This is a genomic window from Collimonas sp. GW821-FHT07E08, from assembly GCF_059418905.1.
This window is the reverse complement of sequence record NZ_JBWKQR010000004.1, coordinates 226,522-240,508: the sequence shown is the minus strand read 5'-3', so window position 1 is coordinate 240,508 and position 13,987 is coordinate 226,522. Positions and strand designations below refer to the sequence as shown.

The 13,987-nt window shown below is 50.0% G+C and carries 17 protein-coding genes; 15 read left to right on the top strand and 2 right to left on the bottom strand.

All coding sequences use genetic code 11. The features are described from left to right. Positions 1-27: 27 nt before the first annotated feature. The 5 genes from AC07RZ_RS07240 to AC07RZ_RS07220 all read left to right on the top strand — a co-directional run bounded on the left by AC07RZ_RS07240 (position 28) and on the right by AC07RZ_RS07220 (position 3,013). On the top strand, positions 28-306 hold the full coding sequence (locus tag AC07RZ_RS07240) for a KTSC domain-containing protein (RefSeq protein ID WP_494667439.1): 279 nt from the start codon (positions 28-30) through the stop codon (positions 304-306). A 273-nt stretch (positions 307-579) separates the two neighbouring features. After that, positions 580-933, top strand: coding sequence for an ArsR/SmtB family transcription factor (locus tag AC07RZ_RS07235; RefSeq protein WP_494667438.1), 354 nt, complete (start codon positions 580-582; stop codon positions 931-933). Beyond that, positions 914-1,405 (top strand): SRPBCC domain-containing protein, encoded by a 492-nt coding sequence (locus AC07RZ_RS07230; protein ID WP_494667437.1) that lies wholly within the window; start codon positions 914-916, stop codon positions 1,403-1,405. The genes AC07RZ_RS07235 and AC07RZ_RS07230 overlap by 20 nt, the downstream gene beginning before the upstream one ends. A 14-nt stretch (positions 1,406-1,419) precedes the next feature. Further along, complete coding sequence (locus tag AC07RZ_RS07225; protein WP_061534388.1) at positions 1,420-2,001, top strand: dihydrofolate reductase family protein; 582 nt, start codon at positions 1,420-1,422, stop codon at positions 1,999-2,001. A 52-nt stretch (positions 2,002-2,053) separates the two neighbouring features. Further along, complete coding sequence (locus AC07RZ_RS07220) at positions 2,054-3,013, top strand: alginate lyase family protein (protein ID WP_494667436.1); 960 nt, start codon at positions 2,054-2,056, stop codon at positions 3,011-3,013. A 373-nt stretch (positions 3,014-3,386) separates the two neighbouring features. Here the strand turns inward: AC07RZ_RS07220 and AC07RZ_RS07215 are convergent, their stop codons facing one another. Next, complete coding sequence (locus tag AC07RZ_RS07215; RefSeq protein ID WP_494667435.1) at positions 3,387-4,091, bottom strand: SDR family oxidoreductase; 705 nt, start codon at positions 4,089-4,091, stop codon at positions 3,387-3,389. A 379-nt stretch (positions 4,092-4,470) separates the two neighbouring features. On the opposite strand from AC07RZ_RS07215, the gene AC07RZ_RS07210 reads away from it, so the two are divergent. Together AC07RZ_RS07210 and AC07RZ_RS07205 are read left to right on the top strand one after the other, a co-directional pair. Continuing rightward, complete coding sequence (locus tag AC07RZ_RS07210) at positions 4,471-5,376, top strand: LysR family transcriptional regulator (RefSeq protein ID WP_494667434.1); 906 nt, start codon at positions 4,471-4,473, stop codon at positions 5,374-5,376. A 654-nt stretch (positions 5,377-6,030) separates the two neighbouring features. Beyond that, positions 6,031-6,327 carry a hypothetical protein gene (locus AC07RZ_RS07205; RefSeq protein WP_494667433.1) on the top strand — a complete coding sequence of 99 codons (297 nt, stop codon included), beginning with the start codon at positions 6,031-6,033 and terminating at the stop codon, positions 6,325-6,327. 81 nt (positions 6,328-6,408) lie between these two features. On the opposite strand, the gene AC07RZ_RS07200 is transcribed toward AC07RZ_RS07205, so the two are convergent. Continuing rightward, positions 6,409-6,798, bottom strand: a complete 390-nt coding sequence (locus tag AC07RZ_RS07200) for a RidA family protein (protein WP_494667432.1) — start codon at positions 6,796-6,798, stop codon at positions 6,409-6,411. A gap of 176 nt (positions 6,799-6,974) precedes the next feature. On the opposite strand from AC07RZ_RS07200, the gene AC07RZ_RS07195 reads away from it, so the two are divergent. From AC07RZ_RS07195 to AC07RZ_RS07160, 8 genes are all read left to right on the top strand, one after another. Next, a complete protein-coding gene (locus AC07RZ_RS07195; RefSeq protein WP_494667431.1) occupies positions 6,975-7,568 on the top strand; it encodes a TetR/AcrR family transcriptional regulator in 594 nt (197 codons plus the stop codon). A 193-nt stretch (positions 7,569-7,761) separates the two neighbouring features. Continuing rightward, entirely contained in the window at positions 7,762-8,700 is a 939-nt protein-coding gene (locus AC07RZ_RS07190) for an ADP-ribosylglycohydrolase family protein (RefSeq protein WP_494667430.1), read from the top strand. Between the two features lie 723 nt (positions 8,701-9,423). After that, positions 9,424-9,864, top strand: a complete 441-nt coding sequence (locus tag AC07RZ_RS07185) for a GCN5 family acetyltransferase (protein ID WP_494667429.1) — start codon at positions 9,424-9,426, stop codon at positions 9,862-9,864. 137 nt (positions 9,865-10,001) lie between these two features. Next, positions 10,002-10,829 (top strand): hypothetical protein, encoded by an 828-nt coding sequence (locus AC07RZ_RS07180; RefSeq protein ID WP_494667428.1) that lies wholly within the window; start codon positions 10,002-10,004, stop codon positions 10,827-10,829. A gap of 87 nt (positions 10,830-10,916) precedes the next feature. After that, positions 10,917-11,246 carry a hypothetical protein gene (locus tag AC07RZ_RS07175; RefSeq protein ID WP_494667427.1) on the top strand — a complete coding sequence of 110 codons (330 nt, stop codon included), beginning with the start codon at positions 10,917-10,919 and terminating at the stop codon, positions 11,244-11,246. Positions 11,247-11,745: 499 nt separating this feature from the next. Beyond that, positions 11,746-12,171 (top strand): hypothetical protein, encoded by a 426-nt coding sequence (locus tag AC07RZ_RS07170; RefSeq protein ID WP_494667426.1) that lies wholly within the window; start codon positions 11,746-11,748, stop codon positions 12,169-12,171. A gap of 93 nt (positions 12,172-12,264) precedes the next feature. Then, complete coding sequence (locus AC07RZ_RS07165) at positions 12,265-12,813, top strand: hypothetical protein (protein ID WP_494667425.1); 549 nt, start codon at positions 12,265-12,267, stop codon at positions 12,811-12,813. Next, the gene (locus AC07RZ_RS07160) at positions 12,810-13,469 is read left to right on the top strand and encodes a DUF4291 domain-containing protein (RefSeq protein ID WP_494667424.1); all 660 of its coding nucleotides are present in this window, start codon (positions 12,810-12,812) and stop codon (positions 13,467-13,469) included. The genes AC07RZ_RS07165 and AC07RZ_RS07160 overlap by 4 nt, the downstream gene beginning before the upstream one ends. The last annotated feature ends 518 nt before the right edge of the window (positions 13,470-13,987 follow it).

Below are 13,987 nucleotides of genomic sequence, written 5' to 3'. Positions count from 1 at the left end.
AACAACCGCTATGTACAGGAGGCAATCATGGAGATGAAACGCATCAATGCCGGCAAGCTGCGTGCTGTCGGATATGACCCGCGAGAGCGTACGCTGCGGGTTGAGTTCGAGGATGGAAGCGCGATAGATTATTCGGGCGTCGGGAACGAGGTCTGGCGCCGGCTGTCGACATCGGGTTCGGCGTGGAGCTATTACCGCGACAACATAGAAGAAGAATTCACAGGCCGCCGCGGTGTCGCGCGCACCGAAAAGAAACCGAATCCCCTTGACGATCTGTTCAAAGCGCCCGGTGATGATGCGGAATAGGGGCGAATTGAGTCTATTGTGACTGGCTCAGTTCGGCCATGAGCAGTCCTTCACACTTAAAATAAATCCCCTTGCCAACGGCCGCTTTGCTAGATGAGCCGACGTAGCCGCTACTTCCGCCATCGGCGGTTCAACCCTCTATGTGGCCATCGGCGATTTCCCCATGGTTGGTCCAACGCATGTGAAGCAGCCAATCGGCGAATTTCATTGACGCCGATTTTAAAATCGCCTAAATTACACCAATAGGTTAATTAACTAATTGGTGTAATAGATATGAATACTGATTCGCTCAGCATCACCTTCGCCGCGCTCGCTGATCCAACGCGTCGCGCCATTCTTGCGCGACTAGCACTGGGCGAGACATCGGTTAGCGAGCTTGCCAAGCCGTTTTCGATAAGCCCGTCAGCCGTAACGAAGCACCTCAAGGTGTTGCAGCAGGCCAGACTGATCACACAAGGTCGCCAGGCGCAATGGCGCCCCTGCCAGCTCAATGCCGCACCGTTGCACGAGGCTGCCGATTTTATCGGCCAATATCGCCAGCACTGGGAGCAGAGTCTCGATCGTCTGGATGTGTATCTTAAAAACCTTCAATCTGTGGAGACGAAAAGTGCAGGAAAGAAAAAATAACGCGGCGAACAATGCTGATGCCAGCGACCGCGAAATCATCATGTCGCGTTTGATAGACGCGCCGCGCGAATTGGTATGGGAGGCGATGACCAAACCTGAACATGTCGTGCATTGGTGGGGCCCGAATGGGTTTACCAACACGCTGGAGAAACTGGATTTTCGCGTGGGGGGCGAGTGGCACCATGTCATGCACGGGCCGGATGGACGAGATTATCCCAGCCGCAGCGTCTATACCGCGATCGACAAACCTCACCACATCGAGTTTTGCACCGGCGGCACATACAAGGGCGACCCGAAGGCCATGTTTGAGGCGATGTGGACGTTCGAGGCAGTGGGCGGACAAACCAAAGTGACGATCCGTCTGTTTTTTCCTACTGCGCAGGCACGCAATATGGCGGTAGAAAGAATTGGTGCGATTGAAGGCGGCAACCAAACTCTGGCGCGGCTTGCCGGCTATGTAATCAAAACTTGAACACGGAGAAAATCATGAGGAAAATCGTTTCGTTTGTACATGTGTCACTGGATGGTTTTGTTGCTTCCACTGCGAAGGGCCCGGCGGGCCTCGGCTGGATAAGTATAAGCACCGATTTGTTTGAATACGTGGAGCAGCGGATTCAGCAGACCGACACAGCTTTATACGGGCGTACCACCTTCGAGATGATGGAGTCGTACTGGCCAACCGCTGCCGATAAGCCTGACGCCAGCCCGCATGACCATGAACATTCACGCTGGTATAAATCCGCACGCAAAGTGGTGTTGTCGAAAACTTTGTCGGAAAAAAATCACGTTAATACGCAAATCATCAGTAGCAATTTGAGCGATGAAATCAACAAGCTCAAGCACGGCTCGGGCAGCGAGATCTTGATGTTTGGCAGCCCCTCCGCCACTCACGCGCTGATGGCGGAAAACCTCATCGACGAGTACTGGCTATTCGTCAATCCGATACTGCTGGGGCAAGGTATTCCCTTGTTCAAAAATATCAAGGACAAAACCGCACTCATGCTGGTAAATAGTAAAATTTTTCCGTCGGGCGTCGTATGCCTGCAATACGAGGTGAAACGAAATTAATAGTGCAAAGTTGTGATATTCCGTGGCGGTGTAATGGCTAACAGGAGTAGTTATGCATAATCGAATCATTCAATTGCTGAGCGCTGTCTCTGTGGCGATGCTCATGGGGCTTGGCATTAACCATGCCGTCGCTGCGTGTACCGTACCCGAGCCGTTGAAATCAATCGATCCAGCGGGGTTTTACGACGATCCGGCCGCTTATGCGCAGGCGGTCAAGCCGATGCGTGACTATATCTACCAGCTCAACAAGGCTGCGGAATCGAATCAATGGACCTGTGTTCTCGCGCTTTTGGAAGGTTGGGCTCGCGCAGATTCCTTGCTGGGTCCGATCAGCGGATACCAGGGCTACTACGAGCGTTCCTGGGCCGGGACAGATTTCGCGCTCGTGTTGCTGCGGCTGCCCCGGGAAGTCAGCGAGGCTAATGCAGATCAGCTGCGCGTCATTACGCCGTGGCTGACCCGTATCGCCATCGCCACGCGGGACGCGGATGCGATCAACCATTTGCACAACAATCTGGTCTATTGGGCGGGGCTGAATCTTGTCGCTATCGGCACGCTTGCGCAGCGGCAGGAGTTGATCGATGCCGGACTCGCACGTGCCCGAGAGGGCATTCACGATATAGGTCTGCACGGGGAACTGGAACGGGAGATCAAGCGCGGCGTTCGGGCTCTCCATTACCACACGTTCGCCCTGATTCCGCTGGTCTTCACGGCGGAACTGGCCGAGCGGCAAGGTGCAAATCTCTATCAGGAGAATCACGGCGCAATCGGCCGGCTGGCGAATTTGGTGATCAAGGCGGTGCAGAATCCCGACAGCTTCACCGAGATCACGCCGATCAAACAAAATCTTTTCCCCTGGACATTTCAGGACGAACTTTCGTGGATGGAACCGTATTACGCTCGTACGCGCGACTCGCGCCTCCCTGCGCTCATTGCTCCGCGCCGTTTGTTCCGCGAATGGCGTCTTGGTGGCAATGTCACCGTTGCGTGGGGAGTTGCGCTGCCCCAGTGAGCGTTGCGTGGATAGCTGTTACTAATATCTGCTATCGGTAAAGCGTTATGACTGCAATGGGTCGACATCGACCTATTGCGACCGACTCGAAACGGCCAGAAACGGACATCCATGAATTGACCCCAAAGAGTTGGACGAAAGTCCAACCTCAGGGGTCAGTTCACGTGCGGGCTTTTTTTAATATGCGTACCTCATCATTGCAATTCTGGCGTGGTATTGAGACAAATCAAGAACCTAAGCGGTTTTTGCTTCGCAATCAATAAATTCAGCACGTGTAAGCCCTGATGGATTTTTATTCAAAGAAAAATTCCGGAGCTGAGTTCTCCCGCTTATGTACAAATTTTTTCCTTGATTCTGGCAGTTCTCTATACGTTTAGAAAACGCTGGGAACCAAATTCTCGCCACCGGATACTTCGACCACGATGCCGGTTACATAAGGGTTTGTCATCAGAAACAACGCGGCATGTCCAATATCATCTATTGTGCCCGCATGCCGTGCTGGAAAACTGCTACGTACTTTTTCTTTCAGCGCATCTCGTTCGTCATCGGAAAAATCTTTCCACAAATCCGTGTCGACGAAGCCTGGGCGTATCGTGTTGACACGGGTAGGAGCCAGTTCCAGCGCAAGTGAGCCAGATAAAGATTCCACCGCGCTAAACGCAGCCAGGACGGCGCTGAAGCCGATTTTCGGCCGCACCGCCAAACCGCCGGTAAGAAGAGTGATCGATCCGCCTTTCCTAAGGTGGGGGGCCGCATAACGGGCGCAGGCCCAGCTACCGAAGAACTTGCCATCGAGATAGCTGCGAACGCCGCGCATATCTGCATCCATGAAATTTCCCCATGATCCAAATTCGGGGCCCGCCGTGACGGCGAGATGGTCAAATGGTCCAATGGCGTCAAATGCCTTTCGCACCGCAGCTTCATCGCGGACATCCAGGATTATTTGTTCGTAGTTCGCCAGATCCGGACGTTCCTCCAGAGAGGTAATGCGACGACTGGCGACCGTCACTGACGCCCCTGCTGCATACGCCGCGTGCGCAATGCCAAGTCCAATTCCCGTTTTGCCTCCGACTACCACTACTTTTTTCCTGCAAGGCTCAGTACGGCCGGCGACGACGGCTCTCGATCATTCAATGCTGTGTTCATAAATTTAGTCCTAACTAATCATTCGTTCGATATTGCTGCAGGGATTACCACTGCAGAACGGCCAATCCTCATCGGTGAGTCGCGTTTCAGGTTGGGCGAAGAAACAGCAAGTCAACATGCCACTACCCGCTCGCTGTTGCCGCCGTCTGATCTGCTGTTCGGTAACGCACTCATAATAAATTGGCGAAACAGAATTGATAATCAGCAGATTTGTCATAAATGCCATTCTTTAAAAGAATCGGTTGGTTCACTCAGGAGAAGCGTGCATATCTGATTTATGACAAAATTCGTACGCCCCACTCCTAGGGAGAATGAATGATCGTCAAGGGACCGCAATGGATCGATTTTATGAATTGACTGCTTTCATCACGGTCGTGGAAGCAGGCGGCTTTTCCGCTGCCGCACGTCGACTTGGCGATTCGCAATCGGGAATCAGCAAATCTATCGGTGCCTTGGAAACGCGACTCGGTGTGCTGCTGTTCAACAGAAGCACTCGCAGTGTGACGCTGACGGATCAGGGGCGAAAATACTATGACCGCATCAAGCCGCTTCTTGAGGAAATGGATAAAGCGGACGGAGAGCTTACCAGCAGCGCTGTTGATGTATCCGGCCTGGTCAGAGTCGCGACACCCTCTACATTCGGCCGACTGCATGTCCTTCCACTCATCCCGCAATTGTTGTCGCTTTATCCGAAGATCAAGTTAGATCTTCGCCTTTCCGACAGTATCGAAGATTTGCTTGCGGATGGAATTGATTTAGCGATCAGGGTCAGCTCGGTGCACGATCCTGATGCAGTGGTAAAGCGCGTAGCAGGCACCTCGCTGGTATGCGCCGGATCTCGCAGTTATTTTGATCTGCATGGGATCCCGGCTGTCCCGGAGGACCTTGTCAATCACAATTGTCTTATCTATGGAGAGATGACGAAGTGGATTTTTCTTGGCTCTAAAGGAAAATTCCACGTGCCAGTGAGCGGCAATCTTTCGTCCAACGCCATGGATACCATTCTTTCCGGTGTACTTGGTGGCGTAGGCATCGGTATGTTTTCCAGAGCTTCATTGAGGGGTGAACTCCAACATCCAGACATCATTACTGTCCTCGACCAATTTATGGATGAACCAAGAGACGTCAGCCTCATCTGGCCAAAGCGCAAATTTGTATCGACCCGGGTACGACGAGTAACTGATTTTTTCGCGACGATGCTTGCCCAATGTGTTTGAAAACGATGGCGCTAAATCATCCATCGTTCAGGGACGGACGCCGTGATGGACGAGATCGTCGCCCATCTGCATGCATGTCTTAATGGATAGAGAAAAATGGTCTGAATCGAGCAAGCGTTCGTTTGCATATAGCGGCTCGTCAATGACATGCTATGAAAACATTTCATATCGATGCAGGAAATGCTCTCAGCCTTCTGTTTTTACCGCAGAAGAGCAAAAAATAGCGCATGAAATTAGGAAGGAATACATCTGGAGGAGAAAGACGTTGTGTTCCGATTGTTACTTGAATCTAGAGTTGCTCCGTAATAAGGAGAAGCAGTTTCAAGAAGAGTGGGCTGAAAATAAAGAGGTTTTAAAAACGGATTACAAATTCTTGTGTGCTTGGCTGGTGGTTTTGGAAGACGTGCCATCCTATGGGAAGAAAGCTCATTTTTCAATGATAACTATGCTGACAAGGCTTGCTCATGAATGTATATGACATCAGTCAACGAACATCCTCGTTCGACGGGCGGAAGACTTCTGAAAAGGGGCGCTTATATGCCATTCATCACAAGGACAACTTCGAGTTCTTTTGGGACGCCCCAAGGTAAAAATGAATACAAATGCCCGCAATCGGCCAATAGCTGCCTCTCACTTACATAAGAAAGATTGGCTATGGAACATCTCGTTATCTACTTTGGGCATGGAATGCGCGACATCATTCCGTATTCTGAGTTCATCTCCAAGTATCGCATTTCGATGGCTGAATGTGGAATAGGAGAGTACCTCGGCGATGATATGGCGATTGATGGCGGTGATGCTGAAGGCGTCTTTGCTGGCCCATCTTCGAAGAAGCTATTTGCGTTCATTAGGCAAGACCTGTGCGCTTTGCCGTTTATGAAGGGAGCAAAAGTCACTTTAGTTTTCGGCGAGCTCGAAGAAGACAATCCAAGAGAGGAATTTTTTATCTGATAATGCGATATGAGGCCGCGTTCGGCCAAAAAGAGACGTTCAGCCCCAAGAAAACGCCCGCTTAAAGCGGGCGCTTTTACGTCAAGGAATCCGGGCAATGACTTTGATTTCGAAATCGAAGCCTGCCAGCCAATTGACTCCTACCGCCGTCCAGTTCGGATACGGTTTTTCGCTGAATACCTTCAATCGCTCTGTGCTTACCGCTTCCCATTGTGAAACCGGGTCGGTATGGAATGTAGTGATGTCGACGATATCGTCGAAGGTGCAGCCGGCTGCACTCAGTATGGCGGCGAGATTATGGAATGCAAGCTGAACCTGTTTTTCGAATACTGGCTCAGGAGAGCCATCCTCTCGGCTGCCAACCTGGCCAGAGACAAATAGCAGCTCCCCCGAACGCACTGCCGCTGAATAACTGTTTATTTCGTAGAGGGCCTGACGGCCGGCAGGGAAGATTACGTCGCGTTTTGACATTTTTACTCCTGTAGATTTGCAGCGCTGGACTCAGAAAGAGAGGCCCTATGCAATTGAAACAATGAAAGATTCTCGAATACGGGTTAACATACGCTACGTATGTATTTTTATATTAACATACGTTGCGTATGTTAAATCCCTACGTTTCGTATGCCTTTGCATGGCAAGGACTCTCAGTGGCAAAAAAACGAACAGAAATGGTCGAGGAGACCAGAGCGAAACTCATTCAGGCAGCGCGGGCGGCGTTTGCCGCAAAAGGCTATGCGGATGCGTCTATGGACGAATTGACTGCAACGGTGGGTCTTACACGCGGAGCGCTCTACCATAACTTCGGCGATAAAAAGGGGCTGCTTCAAGCTGTCGTCGACCAGATTGACAGTGAAATGGCAATGCGGGCCCGCGCTGAGCAAGAGTTGGCACCAAACGCCTGGTTAGGATTGCTGGCGGAGGGAGTGGCCTACATTGAGATGGCGTTGGAGCCAGAGGTTCAGAGAATCGTACTGAAAGATGGCCCTGCGGTCTTGGGAGATCCGTCACAATGGCCTAGTCAAAACGAATGCCTTCTCAGAACGACGCAGACAATTCAAGCACTCGTAGATAGCGAGATAATCAAGCCAGTTGATGCCGAAGCAATGGCGCGGCTTATCAATGGCGCCGCTCTCAATGCCGCGCTCTGGATTGCTGCCTCAGATGAGCCGGCGGCAGTCTTGGTTAAAGCTGTTGACGCATTTCGCCAGCTTGCGTCGGGACTGCTAAAGACGAATTCGTAGCAAATAGCGAAAGTCCGTAAACGGCCAGTAGCGGTCTTTCGCGGGTGCCTTCTAAATGCTATTGTTTTGCCAATCATTTCGTGCCACGATAAACGACAAGGGAATATTTACCGAGAAGCCTCAATGAACGACACCATCAACATAGAATATGAAATTCACATGTCCGCAATTGTTACAGGAATGAAGGACCCGAATGACATTTGATAGATGGGAGCGAATCCGCGGCGGTCTGTATGGCTTATTAATCGGAGATGCGCTGGGTGTCCCCTACGAATTTTCGTCTCTTGGCGAGATTCCTGCGCGACACCTCATTGAAATGTCCCCGCCGTCGAATTTTTCAAGGGCACACTCGACGGTTCTGGCAGGGACTTGGAGCGACGACGGCGCTCAAGCCCTTGTGCTTCTAGATGCATTGGTAAAAAATCCTGAGCTCGACCTCAAAGAGTTTACGAACGGACTGCTGACATGGTACCGCACTGGCTTTATGACGCCAGATGATCATGTCTTCGATGTCGGCATTCAGACCACGCATGCACTCGAAAACTACGCGAAAAACGGTAATCCACTCACCTGCAGCCCAACCGACGATTGGAATAATGGAAATGGCTCTTTGATGCGCACGCTGCCTTGTGCTTTTATTGCGGCATCAGCGCCAATTGATATCATCGGACGAGCAAGAAAGCAGAGCATTCCAACGCACGGGCACCCGCGGTCTCAATTGGCCTGCGCGTTTTATTCGTTAATGGCTTGGCAGATGGTGGAGGGGAATGCGCCTGTCGAAGCATTGGATTACGCACAGGAGACGCTTGAGCATCTGATTCACCCCACTGAGAAACAGGAGTTAACTATCCTATTGGATGGTCGCCTTGAGCCCTCGAAAGGCTCGGGATATGTGGTGGACAGCCTATGGTCGGCAATTCGATGTGTCTTGGCGACGTCGGACTATGAAAACTGCGTCCGCAATGCAATCGCTCTTGGAAACGACACGGATACTACGGCCTGCATCGCGGGCGGCCTCGCCGGCATACTCTATGGAGAACAAGGTATTCCGGTCCGTTGGAGAGAGACTTTGAAAGGACCCCCTATTGTCGAGGGCCTGCTTAGTCGTTTGAAAGCGGCTACGCCACCTTGATTGCATGCCTTTGATACGCGGACAAGAGGCAATTTTCAAAAATTCAAAAGTCGAGTGAACGGTTTGGAGAAAACGCTATGCCGCCTTTGGGTCGAAATCGACCTGTTGCGGCCGGCTCAAAACGGCCAATAGCTGCCAGTGGGCGCTCATTCATAACTAATCGTTAGAGATTGAAAATGCGCAACAGAAATCGCGGAGACAATATTCTGCTTTATGCCACTCTCCCTAACGGGACAAATATCGAGGGAAAAAGCGAAAGCATAGAAATTGATACTTCTTGTTCCTATGTACCGTTTGGATTTGTGTACATAACACGCGTGAAGCTTGGGCCACAAGTAACTCCAGATGCTTTCTGGTCGAGCTGCATCGCAGCAGACTCTTTAATAGATACGCTCACCGCCCGAATAGAACCGGGTACTTCAGGCCCACTTGAAAACATCCTTGAAGTCATTCGGTCAGACTTGACGCGAGTTTCTGGCTTGGAGCGGGCCAACTTCCCCACTGACGTGGTCGAGTGCTTTACCCTAATTGATGGGTGTCGATATTGTTGCGGACGCGTCCTGCTCCTTCAGTCTCAACGTGATTGCTACTACATTCATTGGCATCGAGAGTCCTAACGAGACCAGGTGCGGGTCCATATTCCGTTATCGGCCAATAGCAGGCATTAAAAACGCCCCTTCGCTAGCATTACTTTAAAATTTAAAATTACGAAAGGGCCTAATTGTGCAATATCCTCCCGTACTCGAACCTTCCAAAGTAGGTACGTACCCAGCCGTTGCAAAGGCTGGTGGTGGTTTTGTTTGGGATGCTGTTCTCGAATACCGAGTGTGGTGTCACCCGGAACGGGGGGCGCCCGATGAAGAGGATGGATCTGATTACTATTACGCCTTCGCCAGTTACGAAGATGCTGATGCATTTTCCAGAGCTAATGACGGAACAGAAGAGCCGCTGGCGTTAGTCTTGCAACGTGAGTACATTGACGAATCAATTCCCGGACAATATGTACATGTCCAGGAACAGCGAATTACTGAATGGCCTGTGGAGTTTCTATCCAGACCGCAGCGCGACGCAATGACTATTCCAGAGTTCTTTGCTTCTAATGCTCCTGCGAATCGTTTAGAGATTCTTCGAGGACTCTCTCCGAGAAAGAGTCATGAAATCTAGTGTATGTGGAAAAATGGTCTGGAAACGGCCAAAAGGCGACTTCCAGAAGCCTCCCATAACGTTCGAAAATTCTAAAAAAAAGCGCCCAATATAGTTGGCGTGTAAATCATAATGTGAGAACCGACGCAGGACAGTAATTGCAAAGGGAAAATGTGGTCATCCCAAAAAACCCACATCATCTCTATCCAGTTGATACTTTTTCACCATTAAAGGTAAGAGCATTTATGTTTAAGAGAATTCTTTTCGCACTGGCTATTTTCTCAATTTGCATGTGGGCAGAGGCTCAGACTTCGCAACAAAATCCTGGCGATAGAACAGATCAGATGAAGCCGATCAGGCATATCGGCATCTTTGTCTCTCCATACTATCAATCGGCTCAAACACCGGAAGGCTATCCGGTAGTGAACGTCGCAAAGGCTTTCGATAATCAATTGGCTTCCAACAAGCGGGAAGACATTCTGGCGGTCCGAGATGCCATTCAGGCACAACCGCAACTTGTTACGCCGATGACACTTATGGTACTGGCGATCAGGCTGTACGACGTTGGGTTCCGCGATGACGCCGTTTTTTGGTTTTACGTTGCAAAGAATCGTTATCTTGCGATGGCGGGAGTTTTAGACGTCAAGTCCCCATCTCTTGCTCAAGTTGAAGATACCATCAGAAATTTTGCAATACTTGCGGGGCCATTCTTCAATAGCTATGCTTTTTGTGATTTGTCGAAACAACGAGAAGCGAATTTGAATTCGATTACTTGGATTGAGCAACATCCATACGAGGCCATGTATATGGCGCAATTACCTGCGCTGCCTGGTGATCGCGCAGAAAATCTTAAGAAATCCATTGCGGATATCAAAGCACGCGCTCGGAAGGAGGCACAGTATTTTGATGACCCCAAAAATCTGGACGAATTTAACAGGAAACGAAAAGAAAATCATGTGCCCGAGCAGTTTTGTTGGGTTCAGTGAGGCACCGTGTTGTCATTCAACTTAATAGGCGGGTCTGCTTCCGGCCAAAAGCAGTCGGTGATACCTACGCTATAAAGTCGAAATATTATGTCAAAAATAAACACAAATTTGGTGAAGATGTTGATTGAAAATGGCCGAGCTAAGGACTTGGCAGACTTGATGGAGGGGGAGTCAAAATATTGCACGGAGACGCCAGAAAATGTTCCGAAGTCGAAAAATGAACTTCATATTTACAGAATGGCCTTGGAGCATGTTCTGTTTGTTGCTAAGCTCGGCCTAAATGAAGAAAAAATGAAAGAAGGTACGCACTACTACTCAGCATATCCCGAATATTTTGAGAAATGGTTAGAGTCTGGGTGTTTGGGAATTGTTAATTCCGATTTAACGGCATATTTGGCAGCTCACCCGCTCGATTAATTTACTCAATCCCCGCCGTAGTTTTATACGAGAAAAAAATGAATCGTTAGCTGTGGCTCGAACGTCCGCTTTGGAGAAGTCTGTTAGACCGCTTAGGGTCGAAATCGACTTGTTGCGGCCGGCTCAAAACGGCCAACTGCAGTCATTCGACCAAGTCTGCTATTTAATATTGCTTTGCCAATTTTGGTGCGGGAGGATAATTGCTATCAAATACTGATGACCAGCTTGCGACACATGTTCGCAATGGCGAATACGAAAAAGCATACCGTCTTGGTGCAGAGATGATGTCTAGTGAATCTGAAAATCTGACAATTGTGTCGATTCTTTATGAGCTAACCGCAAAGCTGAGGTCTGAATGTATGGACCTCGCCGCTCGGAAGGCAGATAGCGGAGAGCCATACATATCAAAGGAAAATCTTCTGCGAAAAATAAGCTTACTGACAGGTGAGGATATGTATGGCCGCATCACTAAATAGATATTCCCTCCAATAAGAAAGGCTTGAAAGTGGCTGGACTTTCAATTCCTGCGGATTTTCCGCTCGACGAATTAGTGGGACAGGAGCTAAGCAATTTGTCTATTGGCCGTCACTATCTAATGCTCAGTTTTATCCAGATAAAGACGGCGGTTTCATCGGAACCGAAATATGGTAGTGGAGCTCGTGTCGAAATCGAATCAGGTTTTGAGTACAAAGGGGGACTCGGCCAAAGTATTAAAGCCGAAAGCTCGGACTTGGCGACGCCAGCGACTAATCTAATCCCGCTTCTGGGACAATCAATCACTGCTGTAGGGCGCCTTCCCAACAATGAATTGAGCCTCCAATTCGGAGAGACAGGAACCTTGATATTGACTGTTGATGACCAGGGCTATGAATCGTACCACCTGTACATTGACGAACAATCGGTTGATATAACAAAAGAATGGTGAAGCTCCGCAATGCGACCGTCGGTAAGCCGACCATCCGTTATCGGCCAATTGTGGACGGTCGATACCGAACCACGTACTAGAAGGATTGCCAACATGAACGAGATGGAAAAATTTGGTGTCCGCTTTACCTTTGACAACGCTGAGCACCTAGAAGCACTTGGCCGATTGTATGGTGAGATAAAACAGGACAAGGATTCTGGCTCATTCCGCACATTCTCGAGCTGGGCGCCATTGGTTCCCACACAGCTACGGGATAATTTCGATTGGCCTGACGAAGACGCTTTGAATGAGCTCGCACAACGGCGAGCATCGTCACCAGTTGTAATCTCTGAACCGGAAGACCATTTGATTGGGAGATGGGACTTCTACAGCGTGGTTGATTCAATCAACACCGCGGAATACACGGTACTTGGCCTTGAGCAAGCGGGGGAGAACATCGCTGAGCTTCAAATCAACCCTGATTGCTATCCGTACGGTGGAATAGGGGCACTTATGGCTCTAGTGCAGGGATTCGGTTTTGACATTATCGGTGTCAATGAATACGGGAAGTACCATACGCGAGACGAGTTGCTGCATGGGTACCGAGCCGAACAGCCCCCCGCGCCTCGAACGGACGCGCCTTGGTGGAAGTTTTGGGCGTGAACCAGAAATCACTCGGACCTGCGTCCACTGTCGGCGGGACGATGCGTTATCTGCCATACCTGGATCAGGTTAAGCTATGGCCTTCGTCGGGTCAGCATGTGATGGCGCAGTATGATGCCGATTCGATCTACGTCTATCAAGCCTATAGTCCGGCAATCGCCGAGTACGCGATCGCCCACCAACGATTTGGTGGCGAATTTAGCTTCGGTCGCATGAGTTGGATAAAACCGAACTTTCTTTGGATGATGTTCCGGTCAGGTTGGGCCACCAAGGAAGGGCAAGAGCGTATTCTTGCTATCCGACTTCCGAGACATTTTTTTGACGAGCTGCTAAGTTCCTCCGTTACTTCGACTTTTGCTGCGTCCCATTACGCAACTCCGCAAGAATGGGGAGAAAGATTGGCGCGATCGGAAGCAAGACTCCAATGGGATCCAGATCATGATCCGACAGGATGCCCCGTCGAACGTCGCGCCATTCAACTTGGCCTACGAGGAAGCTTGCTGCGGCGATACGGAGAGCAGGAATTGCTGTCAATCGAAGACATCACATCGTTTGTCGTAAAGCAGCGCTCGAACGCCGTCGGGGATTTCCGCGGGCTCGAAGTTCCTGAGGAGTTTCCATACATTCCCTCAACAGAAGAGGCTACTGCCCGATAGGTCGTCTTCAGATGTTCCAGCAGATGATGTTTGAAGGAATGTGAGTGTCCGCTTTAGAGCATCGCCAATGACGCCTTTGGGTCGAAATCGACCTGTTGCGGCCGGCTCAAAACGGCCAAAACCGGACTTTCGAATTTGTTCTCCATACCGGTCATTGCGCCAATATTTTTGGCAAAATGTCGTGTTAAATTGAGATGCTGAGGTCAATATTTTACGAATGGCCTTTCTATTCCCACAATTTTAAGGTTCGCAATGATCCCCAGCTATTTGAAGAAGCGAAACATTTCTGCAGCCGTATATATTTCGGGTATGGGCGGACTTATTGCTACGCGATTTTTGATTGAGGACGGAAACCTTGAATGGTTTGTCGAGGTTCTTGCCTGGATCACCGCAATCAGTCTTCTAGCAGCTTGCTGGTTTTATTTGAAGGCGAAGAAACGATCTGGTGGATGGTTGCTCTTGATACCGCTAAGTCTCATCGCACTTATGATCTATTTCTTTCTTGAGGATCGTTCCAA